21 protein-coding genes are annotated in these 18098 nt (G+C 38.4%); all 21 read right to left on the reverse strand.

Features of this window, described 5'->3' with window-relative positions:
* Positions 1-138: 138 nt before the first annotated feature.
* The 21 genes from PHC29_08380 to PHC29_08480 all read right to left on the reverse strand — a co-directional run bounded on the left by PHC29_08380 (position 139) and on the right by PHC29_08480 (position 17923).
* Positions 139-642 carry a hypothetical protein gene (locus PHC29_08380; GenBank protein MDD5109493.1) on the reverse strand — a complete coding sequence of 168 codons (504 nt, stop codon included), beginning with the start codon at positions 640-642 and terminating at the stop codon, positions 139-141.
* A 159-nt stretch (positions 643-801) separates the two neighbouring features.
* Entirely contained in the window at positions 802-1770 is a 969-nt protein-coding gene (locus PHC29_08385) for a hypothetical protein (GenBank protein MDD5109494.1), read from the reverse strand.
* Entirely contained in the window at positions 1771-1893 is a 123-nt protein-coding gene (locus tag PHC29_08390; protein MDD5109495.1) for a hypothetical protein, read from the reverse strand.
* Between the two features lie 105 nt (positions 1894-1998).
* A complete protein-coding gene (locus PHC29_08395; protein MDD5109496.1) occupies positions 1999-2727 on the reverse strand; it encodes a hypothetical protein in 729 nt (242 codons plus the stop codon).
* Between the two features lie 33 nt (positions 2728-2760).
* Positions 2761-3840 (reverse strand): phage major capsid protein, encoded by a 1080-nt coding sequence (locus PHC29_08400; GenBank protein ID MDD5109497.1) that lies wholly within the window; start codon positions 3838-3840, stop codon positions 2761-2763.
* A gap of 98 nt (positions 3841-3938) precedes the next feature.
* Positions 3939-4697 (reverse strand): hypothetical protein, encoded by a 759-nt coding sequence (locus tag PHC29_08405; GenBank protein ID MDD5109498.1) that lies wholly within the window; start codon positions 4695-4697, stop codon positions 3939-3941.
* 21 nt (positions 4698-4718) lie between these two features.
* Complete coding sequence (locus PHC29_08410) at positions 4719-5036, reverse strand: hypothetical protein (protein MDD5109499.1); 318 nt, start codon at positions 5034-5036, stop codon at positions 4719-4721.
* Between the two features lie 37 nt (positions 5037-5073).
* Positions 5074-6363, reverse strand: coding sequence for a hypothetical protein (locus PHC29_08415; GenBank protein ID MDD5109500.1), 1290 nt, complete (start codon positions 6361-6363; stop codon positions 5074-5076).
* Positions 6350-8377, reverse strand: coding sequence for a hypothetical protein (locus tag PHC29_08420; protein ID MDD5109501.1), 2028 nt, complete (start codon positions 8375-8377; stop codon positions 6350-6352). The genes PHC29_08415 and PHC29_08420 overlap by 14 nt, the downstream gene beginning before the upstream one ends.
* Before the next feature lie 428 nt (positions 8378-8805).
* Positions 8806-10194 (reverse strand): phage terminase large subunit, encoded by a 1389-nt coding sequence (locus PHC29_08425; GenBank protein MDD5109502.1) that lies wholly within the window; start codon positions 10192-10194, stop codon positions 8806-8808.
* A gap of 59 nt (positions 10195-10253) precedes the next feature.
* Positions 10254-10733 (reverse strand): hypothetical protein, encoded by a 480-nt coding sequence (locus tag PHC29_08430; protein ID MDD5109503.1) that lies wholly within the window; start codon positions 10731-10733, stop codon positions 10254-10256.
* Positions 10730-11566, reverse strand: coding sequence for a hypothetical protein (locus PHC29_08435; protein ID MDD5109504.1), 837 nt, complete (start codon positions 11564-11566; stop codon positions 10730-10732). Before PHC29_08435 ends, PHC29_08430 begins: the two co-directional genes overlap by 4 nt.
* On the reverse strand, positions 11563-12849 hold the full coding sequence (locus PHC29_08440) for a radical SAM protein (protein ID MDD5109505.1): 1287 nt from the start codon (positions 12847-12849) through the stop codon (positions 11563-11565). The genes PHC29_08435 and PHC29_08440 overlap by 4 nt, the downstream gene beginning before the upstream one ends.
* Positions 12821-13399 (reverse strand): ParB N-terminal domain-containing protein, encoded by a 579-nt coding sequence (locus PHC29_08445; protein MDD5109506.1) that lies wholly within the window; start codon positions 13397-13399, stop codon positions 12821-12823. Before PHC29_08445 ends, PHC29_08440 begins: the two co-directional genes overlap by 29 nt.
* Positions 13380-13721: a hypothetical protein gene (locus PHC29_08450; protein MDD5109507.1), complete on the reverse strand. Its 342-nt coding sequence runs from the start codon at positions 13719-13721 to the stop codon at positions 13380-13382. The genes PHC29_08445 and PHC29_08450 overlap by 20 nt, the downstream gene beginning before the upstream one ends.
* Positions 13718-13972, reverse strand: a complete 255-nt coding sequence (locus tag PHC29_08455) for a hypothetical protein (GenBank protein MDD5109508.1) — start codon at positions 13970-13972, stop codon at positions 13718-13720. Before PHC29_08455 ends, PHC29_08450 begins: the two co-directional genes overlap by 4 nt.
* A gap of 205 nt (positions 13973-14177) precedes the next feature.
* The gene (locus PHC29_08460; protein ID MDD5109509.1) at positions 14178-15785 is read right to left on the reverse strand and encodes a molecular chaperone GroEL; all 1608 of its coding nucleotides are present in this window, start codon (positions 15783-15785) and stop codon (positions 14178-14180) included.
* Positions 15786-15924: 139 nt separating this feature from the next.
* Positions 15925-16218, reverse strand: coding sequence for a hypothetical protein (locus PHC29_08465; protein MDD5109510.1), 294 nt, complete (start codon positions 16216-16218; stop codon positions 15925-15927).
* A gap of 156 nt (positions 16219-16374) precedes the next feature.
* A complete protein-coding gene (locus PHC29_08470) occupies positions 16375-16854 on the reverse strand; it encodes a hypothetical protein (GenBank protein MDD5109511.1) in 480 nt (159 codons plus the stop codon).
* Between the two features lie 44 nt (positions 16855-16898).
* Entirely contained in the window at positions 16899-17396 is a 498-nt protein-coding gene (locus tag PHC29_08475) for a hypothetical protein (GenBank protein MDD5109512.1), read from the reverse strand.
* 299 nt (positions 17397-17695) lie between these two features.
* Positions 17696-17923 (reverse strand): hypothetical protein, encoded by a 228-nt coding sequence (locus PHC29_08480; GenBank protein MDD5109513.1) that lies wholly within the window; start codon positions 17921-17923, stop codon positions 17696-17698.
* Positions 17924-18098: the final 175 nt, after the last annotated feature.

Consider the following 18098-nt stretch of genomic DNA (forward strand, 5'->3'; position numbering starts at 1 on the left):
TCAAAATAGTCACTATGGGAGTAGTTGTTCTCTGTGTCATAGTAATCGCAATCTAGATCAATGTTCTGCACGAGGATAATATCCTCTTTGTTTGGCGTTGGCATTTTAAATGCTCCTTTTCTATTTAGTTATTTATTTCTAATTTGTTGAGGCTACAACCGAACCGTCATCAGATATCGGCTTCCACAAGGCAAAAAAGTCAATTACACCAGCTGTAACATTAGCAGTTGTTACTGTTAAAATAATGTCATTACCATTAAGAATATACTCTGGAAGATTATCGGCAGCAGCCTGTTCTTCACCTACAATGAAATATGTTGCCGGAGTAGTATCGTTTATCCAAATATCACCAGCATCAATATCTGTAGCTGTAGATTGTGCCATAAAAATAGCGGTAGCACCTGTAATACCAACCTCAACAGTAGCTGTATCACCGGTTAAATTAGTCGTACATTCACCTATAAGTTTTATTTGGACAACACCAGTAACAGTAAAAATAGCCGCACCATCTAAAGCACCGCCATCATCTCCCCAAGCATCAGTAGTTCCACCAGCAAAGGTTATAGTTTTTTTAGTCCTGAAAGGATAATCACCGGTAAGCACATTGCGATTAGCATCACGATCCATAGAATCTGAAAACATAGTCATAATAAAGCTCCTTTTTTCAATTATATCATATAAAATTAGTTGTCAACAATAGATAAAAGAAAAAAGCAGGCGGAGGTGTAACCTGCTTTTTCCCGTACATTGTTGAGGGGAACAACAATTATATTATCCCAACCTAAAAATACTTTGTCAACACTAGGCAGCAGCAACCATTAATCCAGCGGTATTGCCAGTTGCTTGACCACCACCAGCGACCTCAACATTTGTGAAGTCGTCAGCCCAATCAGTAGCACCAAACAACCATGAATCATAGAGTATCACCGAACCACCAAGCGAAGCATGAAGATCCATAGCAACTGTCATCGTTGTAGCAGCCGAGTTAATAGCATTGTGGAATAAACATCTTTCAAACATTACGAATCTATCAACATCTGCAGCTGAAGCGGCTTTTACAAACAAAGCTCCGGCATTGTCGGCGTATGACAGGAACTTACAATCCCTGAATACATTTCTGGTTGAAGCCGAGGCTAATTCAACCAATGCATTTGAAGTTGATCTAGCGATAGTGTCAAGACCTATTGTACAATCCTCGAAGAGATTCTCCTCTGCTCCGCTCATACTAATACATCTGGCGGTAGCATCGTCACCGCAAGTCGCTGAACCGATACCAGCGAAGTGAACGTTTCTAAAGACGTTTCTGTCGCCAGTCAAACTCACTAAGACATCGTTCGAATCCTGATAAGTAGCAATCTGAATATTACAGAATATATTACCATTTCCAGAAATTGTCAAACACGGGTCAGTAGCATCAGTTGTGAATACAACTCTTGACCTTGGACTGATGTTTGAAGGGGCAGTATTACCTATCAAGTGAACATAGTGTTTGCTCCAAGTAATACCGGCAGTTTCAGCAGTTCCTGCCGTTCCACCAGGAACCAAAACAATTACATCGTGATTGTAGTTGGTGGTTTTAGCGTAAGCCGCTGTAATAGTCTTTAAGGCATCTCCCTGGGAAGTACCACTATTAGATGTGTCATTACCATTTGTTGGGTCAACGTAATAAATGTTTCCTACATGAGGAAGCCCTAGCATACCTGCAATATCCTCAGGCATAATTTTGTGTCCAAACTTTAAAGCCGGAATGTAATCTTTTGCTTTTCCCATTTAATTCCTTCCTGTGCCTTTGCACTTTTTACAAATTATTTCTCCTCTAACTTCCCAACCAGAACCCTTACAAGATGAACAAACAACCTCTACCTTCTTTTTTTCTACTTTCTTTTCTTCCACCACAATAATCCTTTCTTCTTAATGAAGCCCGACGCAAATAGAGCAATCGGGCTTCTATTTGCACATCCTGAATTAACTCGTCAATGTGCTACTTAATATTTTTTATCAGTCGATAGTCAAGAATACTGGGTGAGCATAATTCTGTGCACCAGCAATGTGGTAAGCATTACCAACCTGCGGATTAACCACAAAGTCTGCTTCAACAACCACATCGATAGCACCGGCAACAGAACCATCACTTTCAGCTTTTGTACCAGCAGCAATCGTACCATCAGAAAATACTGCACATACACCTCTTGTTTGAACCCAAGCATAATCACCAGCTGCTGTAACAGCTACTAGCGGTACACCAGTCGGCTGCAAAGTAGCAGTTGCAGTATGAAGTACTCTATTCCAAGGATTAGCGACGATATCGATCTTGGAAGTAGTGTCAAGGGCAACTTTGATCGGTTCGTTCAAATAAACATAACTTGAAGCCCCACTAACCAATGCTGGCATTTTCCTGATTTTATATGTCTGACCAATACCAGTGCCATAGGAAACGCAGACATAACCTTCGTCATAATAACCGGCAGTTGTAGTAGTAGCAGCGTTGGTAAAGTTGATTTCTTTTGCTCCAGCAGCTCCAGAGATTACTGCCATGGTTGATAAATTGGTATTCCCTGTTGGCTCAGTCGTCATATACCCTGCCGCTAAAGCCTCACCAGCTACCGCATAGCGGAAGATTCTGTCAGCAGCGATAACCTTCTCTCCAATATTGTGCGTTGGTCCGTCATCAGTCCTTATCTCGTAAGGATTGAAGTCGAGTACCTGTGCCATACTCTCAATTTTCATAATGACCTTTCCTTTGTTATTTAAATTATTTTATTAAACTCCAGTAATTCCGGTTAATCTTCCATGTCTGCGTGGTTCAAAGCTGGTCATATTTCCAAGCAGTACGATCTCACCAACCATTGCGAACTGATTTGAAGGCTTAATATATCCTGACCAGTTAAACCCTGTGAACTCACTCATTGGAGCGTCGTTGTAAACACCTTCAATAGTTTTTTGACCGAGTGAAACTTTTTTGAATCCTGGCATAATTCCAGTTGCATCCCAACCGTACCAATCAACCCTATTTTCGTTTATCATCCATAAAGTCTGTGAAGTACATTTTTCATCTCTAACCATAGGAACGCCACGATATGAAAGGGCATCGAAACCAGCTCGTCCTGATAAAGCTGCTACTCTTGTAGCCTTTCCTTCTTTACCTACGCTGTAGTAACCTTCAGCTGCATAAGTTTCCCTGACTGTCGGAGTTAATAGGCTTTCATAAAGATCAAAGATTGTTTCTGTAACCAATGAAAGTGTCGGGCTTGACTGCATACCACCAGAAGAAATCGCGGAATAAAGCGTTGCCAATTTATCAAGATCAAGAGTGCCACCGGAAGCAGTTCTGGTAGCAGCTAAAACTGGATAGGTTGTTCTTGATTGTCCACCGATTGTTGCAACATCAGTACCGTCATCAACGATAGCCCCAAGACCAATGAAGTCTTTATTGCTATTTCCTGTACCATCGCCATAAACCTGATCCCCGACAAAATCTACCAATTCCTGTTGTGATTCTTCAAGTGAGTTAATAACCATATCAGTTACCTGTGTTTCAGCCACACCATTTGCAACTGCTTCCATACCACTGACAGCAACCGGAATTCGGTTAGCTCTCATGTCGTAGGAAAGTCTGACCTTGGTATCTAGCGGTGAAGCCGAGAAAGTATCAAGACCGGAAAATGAAACAGCCGAACCGCTGCTCTTGACTTTGATTGCTTTTTTGATTGCTTCTCCAACACCTTTTTTGGCATTACCCATTAAACGTAAAACCGCAACGTTGCTATTCAAAACGTTGTCCACAACCTTTGGGATGAGTTTATCCTGCGTCAACGCAAGTACTCTCTCTGAAAATGTCATAGTGACCTTCCTTATTTATTAATAAAAATGCTAAAAGCCAGGACTGCTTTTAGCGTTCTAATTATATTATATCTTTATTAGATTTCAGCTGTCAAGTATCAGTATGTATCTACTAAGTCGTGAAGTGATTTAGCGGCGTGTATTTCTTTATAATCTGTTTTTGAACCACTTCCTACTGGAGTGTGTGAACTTGATGATCCGACCGGAACGTTCCTGCCGTCATTTGTTCTGGCAGTTTTCAGATATTTACCGGTTTTTAGGTCAAAGTGAATTCCTTGGTCGGCTAGATTCTTCCAAATTTCAGACATACTTTTAAGATCAAATGTCTTTGACTTAATTGCCATGCCGACAATTTCCCTTCTGGCTTTTCTACCTGGGTCATCTGGATTCTCCATATTTTCAATTTTCGGAATAAGACTTTCCTTTTCAGCTTCTTCTAATTGCTTCTCATATTCGGCATCTATTTCCTTCTTTTTCTTTTCAAATTCTTCAATTTCTTTCTGCTTTCTAGCTTCTTCTTCTTCGTAAACCTTTTTAGCTTTTTCTTCAGCAACAGCCGGTATATCGTCCCAAGTTTTAGGCTTCCAGCCTTCAGGCTTCTTTTCTTCTTCCGTTTTTACTTCATCTGTCTGCTCATCGGCTTTTTCAGTAAAACCGGTTTCAATTTTTCCCACTCTCTCACCTAGGTTGTTTATCGAACTACCAATACCCTCAAGTACACCTAAAACATCATCTAGGGTCTTTGTCTGCTTTCCTTCTCCATTATTATCAGTACCACCGGCTTCGGCATTTTTTTCTAGTTCCTTTGGGTCGCCCTCAATTTTAACACCACCCATATTGTCATTTTTGTCTGGCATTTTAAATGCTCCTTTCAAATATTAGTATTTTTTACTTTTTTCTTCTAGTATCCCTTTGAGAATATTATCCTTTACCCTCTCCTTTGGCTTATCCTTTGAATTTGCTTTTATTGACTTTATCACAAAACTAGCAGATACTTTTGGTTTTCCTCTTTTGCCTTCGGCTTCAAGTAACATTTCATCACCTATTGATTGAGAAACTTGCTCAACATCCATTGAAATTCTATACTTTCCGCCAACCTTCCAATTTCTGATGTCTGCTAAATCCTTATCGGTGAGATAAATCTTCGGTAAAGATTCTTCTGCTACTATTGGTTTTTCCTCTTTTTCCTTCGCCATGATTATATTATATCAAATAAACAGCATATAATAAAAACTATTTAATCCAAATATCTTTGGGGTTAAAAATCGAGATATAGGTTTCCCCTTTATTACCAGCTTTTATCATCTTGATACCACCATATCCTTTTTCTTGAACCAATTTTGTAATTGCTTTTTCAGTATCAATATTTGGATATTTTTTATTTGCTTCCAGCATTAGTTTCCAATGCGTTGCAGGGTCCACGTCCATAATTTTGACTCTTGGATTAACCACAGTTTCTAGAACCTCTTTACCAAAGTTTCTAGCTTCTTCTTTAGTTGGTGTTAGATAAATACCCTCTCCCATAATCTGCTTACCATGAATAGGATTTTTAATCTTAAAACCTTCTTTTTTTATATTATCTGAAAAATTTGTGCCATGATAAAATTTCCTTGCTTCATTCTTTAGAGCGTCGGTCACTTGTGTAGATTCCGGTATAAGAGGATCAATTTTTTTTGTTGATTTACTCCCAGCAAACTTTCCGTACTCGTCCTTTATCCACTTGGGTATGTTTGGTATCTCTTTAGCAGTAGCTACTCCTGCATTTACAAATCCCTTGGCTTCCATTTCAGCTGGAGTTTTAGCTGTCAAATGATAACTCTTGCTTCCAACTTTACTAAAAAAATTGTCTTTGTCTATTATTTTAAATTTATGCAAATCGCCTTTTGGTATGACTTTGTAAATCATCTCACCGGTCTTGTTGTCAATTACTTGGAGTACACTATTTTCAATACCATTCCTAGTCGCTCTTTCTATCGCACTCTTTTGAGATTTAACTAAATCGGCTAATTCCCTTTTTGCCTGATCGTAGTAATTAACCTTTATCTTTGAAGCTCCCTTTTTCAATGCCCTTTTACCAGCACTTTCGACTGCCTCTTGTGCTACCTTTCTTCCCCCACCACTGGGGTTAACAGGGGTTAAATCCATTCCAAGGGCAACAGCTGTGCCAATTCCAGCCAAGGGAACACTAGCTTTACCCAACCCCATACCTTCGGCAAATTCCTTGTTTCCTTTAAACCGAGTTTGTAAATCAGTGATTTTTTCTTTGCCGAAAAGAAAATCTTCAATAGGTGAATACTTGTATTTAAATTCCCCTGGCTGAAATTCTTTTTGTCCCGTTGCTGTTAAAGCTATTTGAGCACCGGCTCTTGGAGCTGCTCTTAATACATCAGTTAAGATCTTTCCGGCACCAGAATAGAATTTTCTAGCGTTGTCAGCATTTTCGTAATATCTCGGAATTATCTTTTCCGGTAGCTTTTTAAGAGAGTTAAAAAACCGCTCTCTTTCTTCATCAGATATTAACATTTTCTCCACCTTCTTGAGGAGGTTGTTCAATTTGGTCTAATCCTGCTTTTAATTTCTGTATGTGAGCTATTAATCTCTGTTTCGATTCTTCGTCAGCATTTTCAAACTCTGGACTCTGTATAAAAGCCTGAATAGCCGTTAAATATTCTTCGTCTGGAACACCCGAAACTTCTACTTCTTCACCTGATAGTATCGCCTCAATGTCAGCTTGAGCTTTTTCAGCTCCGCCTCCGGCTGTATTTCCGGTTTCTTTTTTGCCTGTAATTTTTTCCATGTCAATACCAACTGATGACATATAGGTCGCAAAGCCGTCAGTTTCGCCCAAAAGGAAAGTCATCAACCTTTCGGTACGCTCCCTAGGGTTGGGGGCATCTAAGTCCTCAAATAGCGTTAAGGGGTCAATTAACTTCATACCAGCCATCTCTAATGCTTGTCCTTTTCTTTCGGCTTTCTCTGTTGATGATGATTTAACTGAAACCTCTATTCCATCTTCGATTTTATCTTGGCTTAATTCTACCTCTATAATCTCACCATCTTTGCCAACATTTCGGACATAGTGTTCTTTGTCATAAAATAATTTCATCATTTGTAACGCCCAAGACGACATTTCGTAGACAACTCTTTCAACTACAATATTTACAATATCATCAGCTATTGTCAGATCGCCTTCTCTGGTAATCTGCTTGGAGATACCACTTTCGTTACTCTGTACTTCGCCTCTGGTAGTACCATGGGTAGCGAACATGCTATCAACTTCAGCCCTATTTGCAACAAGGTCATTGTAAAGTATTGGGTTGGGAGGTGTTGCCGGTATGATTCCGAAAGCTTCGTTTACTCTAGTAGCGTCAAGAGCGATATGTTCTGTCGGATCTTGTGATATTAATTCAATATCGCTTTGTTTAATATATTGAGTAGAAAATACCAACTTTGGCACTGATCTATCGGAAATCTCGGTTATTTGCCTTCCTCGTTTGTTTATTATCTTTTGTAGCCCGATAGCCTGTTCAACCGGAGTTGTCGTATCTATTGGACCTTCACCGATATTTTGGTGAGATAAAATAATGTAGGGTTTTCTTGGTTGTTGAAAATAATTTTGAAAGTATCGAGTAACATCATACTCACCATTTTGATTTAGATTCTCGGAAACCTTATCTATTCCTTCCCAATCCCAATAAGGATTGTCATTAACATCAAGTACAATGTTTTTATAAATTGAAGCCACCGCTTCCTTTTTTATTCCTTTATCATCATAATAAGTAAACCAAAATTCTAAATATTTAATTAAAGATGAATCAAGGCTTTTGCTATCCTCGTCAAGGTTAAGCATTTCTAGTAATTCTCTTCTTTTCTTTGGGAACTTGGCTAAAACCAGCCTTGCCGGTTCTTCGATGTATTCGTATATATAATTAAAGTTGTCAGCAGTAAATCCATCGTGAGATATTGTCGCGTAGGGATCAACACCTAAAAACTTCGGTCTAACCAAATCAAACCTAAAATCCCCACCTTCGCCCATGTTGGCGTCCCAGCGGACTTTTATTGCTCCTATAAAGTCGAGATGATTATATCTTAAACCATCTTTAATTAATCTTTGAGTAAAATCGCTGTTAATCCTAGCATCTAGGGCTTTCTCTATTTCTTTGCCAAGTTCTCTTGCTTTACTTGACTTATTAGCCGGTGTAACAATAATGTCAGGCATTCTTCCGGAAGCGATTGATATTCTAGTTTCAAGATTTCGCCAGATAATATTATCTTTGTATGGCACTTGGTAATCTTCAAACTGAGTTTCGTCAAAGTGTATACCTTTGTAAAAGTCGTAGTTCTCTTTTCTTCTTTCAGTTAGCTTTATCTGGTTATAGTAATTTTCTGTACTGGCTATTTTATTCTTGACTATTTTTAATAGGTCATCATCTTTGATAGGAAATCTTAACTCCTCAGTCGGGTCAACTTCTTCATCACTTCTAACTCTAGGTTCTTCGTAAATGTCTCTTGATTGGAAGCCTATATCATTATCCATTTTAAGCCCTTTGTTTAAACAATATAATATTTAGTGTTGCATGAAGTATTTTCCCACTGACCAAATTGGTTATTGCCCGATATCCTTCCTTTACATTGTATCACTTTTGGTTCTGAAACAGAATGTCCGCCAGGTAATATCATCTTTAATTTCCCATAATACTCGAATACTACTTTGCCACAAACGCAACACCTAAACTGCTTAAGTATTTTTTCGTTCTCTTTTCTTTCGTCAAGCCAGACGGTAATTTCACGTTCGCAATTTGATTGTAACCTGCTTGGTATCATAGTTATATTATACAATAATTTAATTTTTAAGAGAAAACTTGACAGTTTACGAATATTTATGTTATATTAAAGTCAACTAGTTTTACCCAACTGCAAGGGTTAGAGCAGAGTTAGTCACGAAGCGTATTTCTTCGTGCTTTTTTATTTATAAACCCAGCTCTTTTTCTTTTTCTTGGCGTGCTTTTTAAACTCCTCTACAAAGTCTTTGTCGTAGTATTCACCTGTTTTGGGATCAATCAACAATCTTGGTTTTTCGGTTTTAAGGCTTCTATTTTTAATTGCACCGGCATTAAGTTTGTATCTGATTGAAATGAACATTAAACCAACCGATAAAGCGTCATAGGCGTGATCCTCACCGGAACTATCGACATCTTCAAGCTTGTTTTCATCGTACACCAGTTGAGGTAATGTTCGAATTAAGTTTTGGCACTTCGGGTGGATTCGCAGATATGGTACTCCGTCACCTGATTCAGCCAGTAAATCGTGAGTGATAGCTAAACGGTTTAATCTAGCTCCCTTGGAAAGGGTTGTGCCGGATTCAATCCGCACTCCAATTTCATCTTTAAATATGTCGGCTATTGATCTTTTGCCTGTCCTGTCCCTGTTAAAACAGTCATGGGGCAGTACCATAAATTCGGTGGGTTCTCTTTTGGTAAAAACTGATATTTGCTTCGCCCAATCTTCCGGTGTTTTCTCGTTCTGATATATCTCTCGGTATATGTAAATGTGGTTTGTACCGAAGCGGTTCTCTGGTGCAATAGCGATCCAAATCGCACAGCCAGGGGCATTATATCCCCAGTCAAAGCCAATAATATTTTTACACTCATCAATATTGAAATCAAATTTGTCAGTGACGTGTAATTCATATCGGAACTCTCTAAATACTTGACCGCTAAACACGTCCCAAGAACCCCAACGCCAAGCTTTGTACAATTCAGGGTCAATATTTTTGTAGCTTTCCAGGGTTTTCAAGTAGTCAGGGTCGTTTTTCATCAGGGTAGGATTGTCGTCAATTTTAGCCGGTATAAAGATACGATACCTTTTGGTATCTTCGGCTATAAATGGCTTTCCCCAATCTGCCACGTTGTCAAGCTTCCAGCGGTTTTTTACCCAACCATGCCCCACACCCCCAGGGTTGGTAGTAGAAAATATCTGTGGACGCAATTCAGGGTAAACTGAACGGCAAGAGGCTATCAGCTGACCGTACCTTTTCTCATCTGGTATTTGGGTCAACTCCTCAATCAGCATTCTATGATATTCGTGTCCTTGATACTTCGTATACGCTTGATCGTCTTTCAAATGCCCTAGTCTTATGATCGCACAGGAAGGAAACTTTATCACCCCAGGATTACCGACAATTTTAGCTCCAAGTCCTCGATAAAATTTGTACGCTCTATCTTTCCAGTCTGAGAGGTCATCGGCATTTTTTCTGATAACTAGCCCTCTAAAATTAGGGTCGTTAACGCAGTCGGTCAGCCAAACAATACCAGCTTCGGTCTTGCCCCCTCCTCTGGCTCCACCATAAAGCAACTCGTACTCGCTTCTACTTAAAGCTTCCTCTTGCGGTCCATGATGTGGTTGCCATTTTTTTATGCTTCTCCTTCCTTTTTCTTTTCCGGTTTGTAGATATGAAGGACTTCAATCGGTTTGTCATCTTCACCGGTAATCTCTCTGCGGACTGCATATTCTTTCTTAAATTTTCTTTCCAAAACCCAAGCAGAGGCAAACCAGTTAGGTTTTTCTAACCAGACCTCTTTTTCCTCGATGTCACCATTTTGTTTGACAGTCTTAATTAAACCTTTCGTTCCGGAGGCAGCCCTGTTGATAATTGAGATATGCGTCGCCTTAAACTTTGCCTCGGCTTTTTTTAATAACTCAGACAACTCGGGGTGAAATTGGGGGTTTTTAATCATCTCACCAGTCTTTTTGTCTTTGACTTCTGGTCGTTGCCAGTTGTAAAAAGTTTCTTCTGAGATATCGCACATTAAACAAGCATCCTTAGCCGTATTACCAGCCCCGATATACTTGCATATTTCATCTACTACTTTTTTACTATACTTTGGTTTCATATTTTACCCTTCAAAAACATCTCTCTTCTCCACTCATTGATCTGCCTAGTATTGTTTTGTCTTATTTGAATTTCTGCCTTTGGGTGACAACCAGATTTTATTTTATATCGAAAAAGACCAGGGTACTTTAACATCAAATACTTGGCGTCCGCTATTTTCTTTTCAACTCTCTCATCATATGTCCCTATTCCTCCTTCTTGATAGTGTTTTGAGATAGGGTGAACAAAATTATTTATCAAAACAGCACCAAATTTAAGTAGATTCTCGGCAGTATAGGCATAGTCGTCCATTGCTTTAATATTCTGATCATAATTTATTTTAGAACTCTTTTTGATTAGAGCCATCTTTGAAATTACATATCCAACATATCTATATTTTCTTGACCTAAAGTAAAAGTTTGGGGTTGTTGAGAAACCGCAGTAATGAATGTTTTTCTCCTCCGATATGTTTATCATTTCATCGCATATTTCCAGCAATCTATCAATATTTATTTGATCTTCATACTTTTCTTTTAAGCTCTTGTCATTTTCTGTATCCAAAATACTTTTTTCGTACAATTCACCTGTAACTGAAGTAAAACTTTTAATGTTATCGTCCATAGTCAAAAACCACTCGCCTTCTTCAATCAAATTGTTTAATATCCATTGTCTTTGACCGGAAATCCCATTGTAAATTCCTGTGATTGCAAAAGAATCAGGCTTTATACTGTCATTCAAGGCATATTTTTTAAACTGTTCTTTATCATGCAAGATTACTGTGTAAGTATTGTCTTTAAGTAATTTGTGAGTACTGATAGTTTCCGATCTGTTGTAGCTTGGTATTATTATTTTCATTTTTCACCACACTTCAATTCTTTATCCCAAACACCGGCGTATTTATAAATTATGTCATTGTTTTCATCTTTGCCGACTGGAACTAAAGCATGCCCAAAATACCGGTAGGGACTATGCCCGTCCTTCGGGTTGTTCCAAGCGTTTCTCATATACTCAAACATTGTCCACTTTTTTCTATTACACTCATCAACTCCCTTCGCGTGGACTGCAACATTCCAATTGAAAGTTTTCAACCACTCAAACTCGTCTGCTATCTCTGAAAACCTCACTTTGCCGTTTTTACGAGCTATTACAATCGCATTAGTAAACTGGCTCTTTTGATAATTTGAAAGCGTCTTGTGGTCGTCTGGAAGCCCACAGCAAGAGCCGGTACAACCTAGTTCTTTATGGTGAGCATCTGAAACGTGAAGTTTTAATCCTAACTCTTCACATTTTTCTTTTACCGGTCTTAAATATTTCTCTTTAATTTTATAATTCAATCTTAAATATCCTTTTGTAGTACTAACTTTTTTGTAAAACTTCATTACATCAAAACCTATCAACTCTGATATTTTTTTATACTTTTGCCTTGTTCTACCATTTGCTCTTTGTTCTAAACAAAAGAATTCTGTTGATACCGCTTTCACTCCTGCTTCCTTTGCCATTTCTAGCATTTTAATTGCATCTTTATCAGTTATACCAATAATAAATGGACGCATTCTTAAAACTGTGTATATCCCTGCCTTTGATAATTCTCTTAACACCTCAAATCTTCTTTCCGGTGTTGGAGTTCCAGCTTCTAGTATAGGGTGTACTTTCTCGTCTAGAGTAATAATTGATGCTTTGTAGTGGCTATTGTCCTTGTTTTTCATCATCGCCTGCCAGTATCTGTCATCTCTTAAAAGTAAATCACCTTTTGAAGAATAGCTAACCGGATATTGAATATCAGCTAAAAAGTTCATAATTTCTAGCCCAACTCCAAATTTTTCTTCCAAAGGGCAAAAAGGATCCGAAAGACCCCCCCATTGCATAGGTTTTCTGTTTTGAACTATATATTTGAAAACTCCCTTGTATTCCGGTGAGAATATTTTCTTGAAAGCCGGAACGGAAACCGCTTTGACTTCTGTTCTTTTAGCATACTTCAAACTTCCAACCTTGCCCCTGATATCCCTTTGAAAGCTTGAAAAGCAGTACAGACAATAAAATCCGCAATTACCATACTGATCAAAAGTCATAGGCATTGAGCAATCTAGTATTTCGTTACTCAACCTAGGGCTACCGTACTTCTTGTCGCTTAAAAGCATCTACACACTCCTTTAATAATTTTTTATCGTGGTCTGACTTGCCACCAAAGAACTCGTGCATTTCTTCGTATTCTTTTTGATCTTCGTAGTAAAAAGTTAACTTTAATCCCTGGTCTACAATTTCACCCTGAAAATCCTTGTAATCTTCATCGGCTAGTTGTCCTCCTGCCCCAAAACCTGCAATATCCTCAATGAAGCTAATTTCTGTTTCACTAAAGCCTGTCAGTTTTATGTCGTCAAAGGAGTGAAGCAATTCTGATAGCTTTTGGTGATCCCACTCACCTTGTATTTTATTCAATGCCACATTAAGTTTCTTTTCTTCCTGTTTATCAAGTTCAACAATTACACATGGCACTTCGGAATACCCTAGTTCAGCTGCTGCTCTTATTCTTTGGTGTCCTCCTATTACAGTATTATCACTATTAACAACTACCGGTTCTACAAAACCAAAATGCTTAATACTCTCTACTAATTTTTTGAATTCTTCTTTGCTAATTTGCCTTGGATTATATTCCGCGAACTTCAAATCCTCAATTTTTTTCGTTTCCATTTTTCTTTCCTTTAATTAATTTGTTAAAACCTGCTTCTTTTAATTCCTCATCATCTAAAAAATTGTGAACATTTTCCGGATTGTTTTTTATAAATTCCTCATTTGCCACCCACTTTTTTTTAGCTTTGTCGTATCTGTGAGGAGGTAAAGTATCACCTTCAAATTTATAACTCTGGCTTCTAACCCTTAAACTTTGCCTGGTTAAAATACTATCTATCTTTGCACCACCGGAAGCTTTTATTCCTGAACAATTTTCGCAATACTCAACACCATTGTTATAAACTATTCTGACTGCTTCCTTTCCACAACTTTCGCATTTCATCTTTTGCTTATATCTCCCATTATTTCCCTAACTTTGGCTTCGCTTTCAGTCAATTTTCTTACCCTTTTACGTTCCGGAGTTAAAAACTTTACCGGTCCAGTTTCGTTCCCCTGACTTGCTTTCTTGGGTTTTTCTTCAGAATCAGTTTTAGTCTCATTTTTAACCTTTGATGAGATTATAGTCCCCCAGGCGTAACCGATTAAAAGACACAGGAATAGGCACAAAATGTAAATTGATCTCAAATCGTCCATACTATACTATCCTCCCTGTATTTTATGGTTTCCTATTTTTGACCAAGTCAAAATGAAGGTTTTTTTACAATCTTCGCACCGTATCATCTGATCCTGTGGTCTGTCTATTTGGACTGATTTGTTACAACAGGGTAACTTAACAACCTTAAAGCCAGTTTTTCTGTTTTGCTCTTTTTCATACCGATGCAGTAGGTCGATTGTTTCTCTATCTAGTGGCATTTTCCTCTTTATTTTCTTTTGATTCTACAATTAAAGTATTGGTCGTCATTATCATTGTTGCTGTTGAAACTGAATGCTGTAGTGCAGATTTTGTAACTTTTACTGGGTCAATAATACCGGCTTTAATCATATTTTCAATTTCACCGGTAATAACATTAACTCCTGCGTTTTCCACTTTAGAATTAAGCAATCTTTCTAACATTTGACCTTCATTATAGTTTGAATTTTCCATTAACTTCTTAAATGGTGATTTGCAAGCCTCAATTACTATATGCCAACCATTTTTTATGTCCTGATCTTCATTTTCCGGTATATCAAGTTCCATTGAAGCAGAAAGTAAAGCTGTTTCACCACCAGGGACAACACCCTCATCAATAGCTGCCTTAGTAGCAGACACAGCATCAATACAACGCTCTCTCTTTTCTTTCATTTCCATTTCAGAGTAAGCCCCGACTTCAATAACTGCCATACCAGAAGTTAATTTTGCCTTTCTCTCAATAGCTTTTTCAGCTTCAAATTCGTTATCGGTTTTTTCAGCTAATTCTTCCAAGAATACAGCTCTTTCCTTGATTTTCTCTTTATCACCAAACCCTCCGGAAATAATTGTAGAGTTTTTGGATACGATTACCTTTTCAGCCCTGCCAAACGCTGAATCATCTAAATCTGCTAATGATTGCTCCGAAGCTTGGGCTACGAAAGTTCCGCCTGTAACTACTGCAATATCATGCAAAGCTTCCTCCCTGTTACCTCCATATACCGGAGCTTCAACAGCTACTATCGGTAAATTGTTATTAACTTTATTCAATATCAGAGTAGCCAAAGGATTACCGGAAATTTCATTTGCTATTATAACTAAGCCTCCATTTTTCGGGGTCTTAAAAAACTTCTCTAAAAAAGGATTGAACTCGACCGGTGAATTAATTTTTTTGTCAGTAACTAAGATATACGGATTTTCAATAACAGCCTCTTGGGTTTTTTCGCTGTTTACAAAATGAGGTGCTACATACCCCTTGTCGAAGCTGTAACCTTCTTTAAATTCGATTGATATTTTTGCCGATCGACTTTCTTCTACCGCTATAATCGCTTCGTTCCCTAGTTTCTCAAAAGCTTTAGAGATAATGTCACCAATTTCGTTATTTTGTGCCGAGATAGTAGCGATGTTCTTGATTTCAGCAGGACTGGTTATTTTTTTTGATCTTTTATCCAGTATCTTTATAACTTTTTCTGTTGCCGCTTCGATTCCTTTTCTAAGCATCATAGGATTAGAACCACTATTAATTGCTTTTAAGCTTTCACTCGCTATCGCATCAGTTAAAATAGTAGCAGTAGTAGTACCGTCACCAGCTTTATCGTTGGTTTTTTGTGCCGCTTCTTTAATGAGCTGAGCTCCCATATTCTCAAAGCTGTCAACAAGATCTATCTCTTTGGCAACACTTACACCATCATGGATTACTGATGGTGAACCCCATTTCCTTTCAATAGCAACATTGTTACCTTTTGGTCCAAGTGTTGATGATACTGCTCTGCTAACCTTTTTTATCCCATTCAAAAGTTTCTTTTTAGCTTCTAAATCAAATAATAATTCCTTTGCCATTGTTAAATCCTTTCGTTTTTAGGGGTGAGAACCCAAGTTTTCTTTAATTTTTTATATAAATCAAATCTAAGCATAGATTGACCGACTAATGGATAGCGTTCAAATGCTATCCTCCTCAACTTTTTTGCCACGCTATTTCTCATGCTACTTTTCCTATGATGTCAGTTACCTTTATTATCAAATACTCCTTGCCTTCGAATTGTACCTTTTGGTCGGTGTATCTTTTGTAAATAACTTTATCCCCAACTTTTACATGACTTTCAGAGTAATCAAATACAGCACCATTATCGTTTTTAAATGGACTGTCCCCGACTGCTAGAACTTTACCGATTTCCTGTCCTTCCTCTTCACTGCGGGCAAAATAAACGGTTTTGTTTTCGCTACCTTGACTTTCAATTAAAACATAACCATTTGAGGGTCTAATTTTAGACATTTTACTCCTTTTTTAATGACTTTTAAATTAAAAAATCCGCCAAATTCAATGGTTTTCTAAACTCTAGACTTGATAAAAATGCTTTCATAGTTTTGATCGTCTAATGCGATGCTGTTAATATAAACTAATTATACCATAAGTTTTATTTTATTGCCTTTATTCTGTCAACTCTTTTATTATTTCTTCCAAATAATTTTCCGTAAGCTTAACCATAATTTTGCTTTTATCCAACAGTCTTTTTTGCCAGTCAACACCTTTTCTTGAAACTATTTCTAGAGCAATAGTCCCTTGATTTTTGTTCTCGTGAATCTTTTGATGTTCTCTATTTGTTAAAGGTATAGCATTGTCCCAATCATATCTAGTTGCGTTGCTGCCTGACTTGTAAACGAAGTGATGTATTACTTCAGTTGGTTCACCAGATATTATTGATCTCGGAAACTTCTTTTTACCAACTTCTTGAAACAATCTATCAGCTTTTCGCTTTAACTTATCTGGCTCAATAATTTTCTTAAAAGAATCTCTTTTTTTAGCTTTTTTCTCTTTAACTTGTTTCAACAAGCATTTAATACATTTATTTTGAAGTGAATTATACTGGATAAATTCCCTACCACAATCTTTACACTTTTTTGGCTTCATCAATCCCTTTATCTAATTTTTCTGCTTGAGATAACATATTCCTCCTAAATTATGAATCCGATAAAATCACTTCTTGTTAATACTCTTCTGGTAATCAGACCACGATAATAATTTGATTCAGTGATAGTTATTTTGTCCCCTTCGACTTTCTCGATGTAGACTGCGTGGGGTGTGCCTTTTGTTGAGCCAATTTTCCCCACTTGGGGTTCTTGCGAGTTGATAGCATATCTACCACCGGCACCGAGAACCCTGTTGATTCCCGACATCGCTTTGCTGTAGGCAACGCAGTTGTAGAATCCTGGGTCTTTTGATACGACTTCCACCTTGCCAGTTGTTTTTTGGTAACTCTCGCCTCTTGTGTAACTGGCGTTGGCATAAAGCTCTCTGGATTGTCGCTCGGCATCGAGTCTATTTCGTTCTTCAATCTCCCACAAACTATCACCAGGTATAAAAGTGATGCTATCCCTAGTGTGGTCATTATGAAGAATATAAGTGCTAAGTTGATGTCCATTGTCCTCCTTTGGTTCTATTTTTGTTTCCAATGTTTGCCATTTAATAAATCCCGCTAATACGAACGCTAGTAAGTCCAAAATTTCCTTTCGTTGAATGATAGACAGGAAACTTTTTTCTCATAGGCTTAAACTCCTTAATTATGTTATTTCTTACCTTTGTGATTGAGGGCGGGGCAAATGAGCCAAACGCATATGAGCGTACCGCCCCCGTGGTGTGATCGCTAGTCCAGATAGACTGCGAGTGTTGGTCGGGGTGGATATTATGCTCCGCCACCCCGTACGGAGCTGGGAGCTGACCCGATACTTACCCTTTCGGAGGGTGTCCGTTGTCAGTCCCGAAGATCCCGTAACTTGCCTCCGTGTTGTTCCAGATACTTCTGGTAGGCGTCTGTCGCCTCGCCGAGGTTGTCTGCTGCCCACTCGTAGGTGACCAGTTCACCGCTTCTGCGGTGGTGTATGTAGTAGGCGTTCTCATCGTTGTCGCAGATGAGTTGGAGCAGATCAGTCCCCCTGCGGAGGGTAAAGACGAGGATTTGATCACCTCCTGCTACTTCCATCGTAAGACCTCCCCTCGTGGCGGATTACCGTGTTTGTCGAGTTGGTGGGCGATCTGTTCGCACGACCTACATCGAAGTTCACAATCGTCTATCGAAGTCGGTGTGTGTCGTCTGCCGTTTATGTGGTGACCTACTAGCGTCTTTCGGTCGCCAGACAAACCGCAAATTTCACATC

The sequence above is a fragment of the Candidatus Omnitrophota bacterium genome, assembly GCA_028712255.1.
In the GTDB taxonomy this organism is placed as follows: domain Bacteria; phylum Omnitrophota; class Gorgyraeia; order Gygaellales; family Profunditerraquicolaceae; genus UBA6249.